Origin of the sequence: Daeguia caeni (genome assembly GCF_042653845.1) — a bacterium.
Classification (GTDB): Bacteria; Pseudomonadota; Alphaproteobacteria; order Rhizobiales; family Rhizobiaceae; genus Brucella; species Brucella caeni.
Genome location: NZ_JBHSEL010000079.1, coordinates 1 through 2,482 on the forward strand (window position 1 = coordinate 1; position 2,482 = coordinate 2,482).

Sequence of the window (2,482 nt, forward strand, 5' to 3'; positions counted from 1 at the left end):
GCGAGAAGACAAAGCGAAACTTTGCTTCCTTCGTCGCGCTCGTCGCAGGCTTCATCTTGGCCAAATCCATCCACACGGCCTAGCATGGGACAGGTTGGAGGACTTGCGCACGCTCGCCATGCTGCGCGGTGGCGTCCACGAAGGCGAGCGCATGTTGCACCTGTTTTGGCGGCTCAACTTCCTGCTGCTGTCCGGGGCTACAAACAGCTTTGAAATGTACCGGGAAGCGGGCGCCCTTGCTACAGAACTCGATCCGTCATGGAACACTCGCAGCAAGGAGCTGATGACGCTTTACCGCAAGGCCAAAGCGTATGAGGCCGGGGAAACCGTCGAATTGGGCGGCAAAAAGTACCCCCCGCTTTACACCCCCAAGAATGACACCCTCATCAACCTGTTCCGTATTTCCGACGAGGAACAGCGCCGCCTTCGCACCATCATCAGCACCGACCTTGCCAAAGAGCGCGACAGGGAACGCGCAGAAGCCCGCAGACGGGCCGCTGGAGCCATCGACCGGGCAACCTACGAGGCCAACTCCCTAAGCCGCAGGAAGCCTTGGGAAGCTCTCGGGATGAGCCGCCGTACTTGGTATCGCGTCGGCAAGCCCATGCCCCCGGAAAGTGGCACAAGTCCGTCCGTATTACTAATGGCGAAGCCTCGGGCCGTAGGCCCTCACCGCCGAAGGCGGGAGTAGCCCCGTGATTTATCTATCACGAGTAGCCCGCAAGCCTTGTGTGTCAACGCGAAGCGTTGTCCACATGGCGCGCAGGCCGCGTAGCGGCCGGAGAGGCCCGCAGGGCCGAGTAGCCTTTTGTTTGGGAGGGTGTTATGAGCCGTGTCCGTCGATCTTTTTCCCCTGAGCTGCTGGCACGTCTGCAAGGTATGCCCGTGAAAACGGCGCTCGATCTGTTAGGGCTGTATTGGAAACCTGACCCGGATTTCAAGCCAGTGAAGAACCATGAGACCGAACGGCTTTATGTTTCTATCGGTGGTGGCGTGGTCGAACTGCTGGTAACCGGCCCAAAGTGGTACGACAGCAGGATAGAGAAAGGTGGCGGCGGGGCAATCGACTTGACCATGCACCTTTTCCGGCTGGATTTCGTTTCTGCCGTCAAACGCTTGCAATCGGTCTTGGGCCAGACTGCGTGATGCCCTCAAGTGTCAACATCCGCTGCGCGGCCTGCGGCCTTGCTCAGTGGGGCGCTGCCCCTCTGGACTCCCCGCGTTCGCCACGTGGCATGGGAGCAGGACGGGCGGCCTTTGGCCTTCGACCTGCCCCCATGCCTTTAGCGTGACCGGGTTCCAGCCGCATCAAGGCCAAGCCCTTCGGGCGGGCTGCGCCCGGCCTTGACCCGGCTTTCACCCTCCAAGCACGTGTAATCGGTCATGCCCGGATGACGGCCGCCCAGAAGTGCCCAGGACGCGCAAACGAACGGCGACCAATGGTTGGGTGCCAGTGAGCCAGAAAATCGCGTCATCGGCCCGTAAAACGGCTCAGTCGGCTTTCATGGCGATATTGACATTTGAGGGGCGCTGCCCCGTCTCTGGGGAGCGGTACAGGTACCTAATAGACGGTGCCGGGTGGTTAATAGACGGTGACGAGATCTTTTCCGGCAGGAATCAGGAGAAAGTGAACCGTTATTACCGGCAATTACCCCTGAAATTGCATCGGGCCTGTAGATAGACCGTCTATTGGGTACCGCTGTCGTGGCGGATGGTGGGCTTCATGAGCGGAAGGCGGGTCAAGGCTCGCGCAGCGACCGCGTAGCGGCTTTGGCCTTGATGCGACTGAAGCGCAACAGCCTGTCAGCGAAGGGGCAGGCATAGCGCAGCGGCGACCTGCCCCCCAAGCTTCCCGGCGGCGAGGGCGGGGCGTGCAGAGGGGTAGCGCCCCTTGCCCAAGCCCGAAGGGCGCGGAGTGCATCACGCTAGCATCATCACTGCATCATCGTTGTCCTACCGTTGCATCACATCTGGCTACGTGTGGGACTTTTCCGGCCTTCGTAGTGCTTCCGTAGTGCATCAAAGCCAGCATTTATGCGGGTTTGCGGCCGTTTTGTAGTGGTCGAACACTACAGCGGTTTTTTTCGTGGTCGCGTAAGTCGTTGAGAATCAATGACTTACGAGCACTGAAAGGTGCGTATGGTGTATAGCCAGTTTAAGGCTAAGGCTTGGACATTTTTATGCAACGTCCGGGGCATGCATCACATCGAGAAGGTCAAACTTTGGGGCCCAATGCGCAGCATTGGGTGATGCAGCGATGAGGCAAGTATTGTGCAAATGTGATGCAGTATTCCAGCAGTAAAACTATTGACAGATATTGACAAGTCATTGATTTATAAAGATTTTTCTTGACCATTCTTGAATGGTCTTCCATAATCATGTCCATGCTTTGGACATGACTAGGCCGTGTGGATGGATTTGGCCAAGATGAAGCCTGCGACGAGCGCGACGAAGGAAGCAAAGTTTCGCTTTGTCTTCTCGC

At 58.0% G+C, this 2,482-nt stretch carries 1 protein-coding gene and 1 pseudogene; both read left to right on the forward strand.

Annotation, left to right across the window (positions count from 1 at the left end; translation table 11 throughout):
• Positions 1 to 691, forward strand: a pseudogene (locus tag ACFO1V_RS09515) (hypothetical protein); the annotation flags it as partial.
• Between the two features lie 134 nt (positions 692 to 825).
• Positions 826 to 1,146, forward strand: a complete 321-nt coding sequence (locus tag ACFO1V_RS09520) for a hypothetical protein (RefSeq protein ID WP_374834715.1) — start codon at positions 826 to 828, stop codon at positions 1,144 to 1,146.
• The last annotated feature ends 1,336 nt before the right edge of the window (positions 1,147 to 2,482 follow it).

Coding starts and splice junctions, on each gene's coding strand:
- ACFO1V_RS09520 (WP_374834715.1), top strand. CDS start 826: ATGAGCCGTGTCCGTCGATCTTTTTCCCCTGAGCTGCTGGCACGTCTG.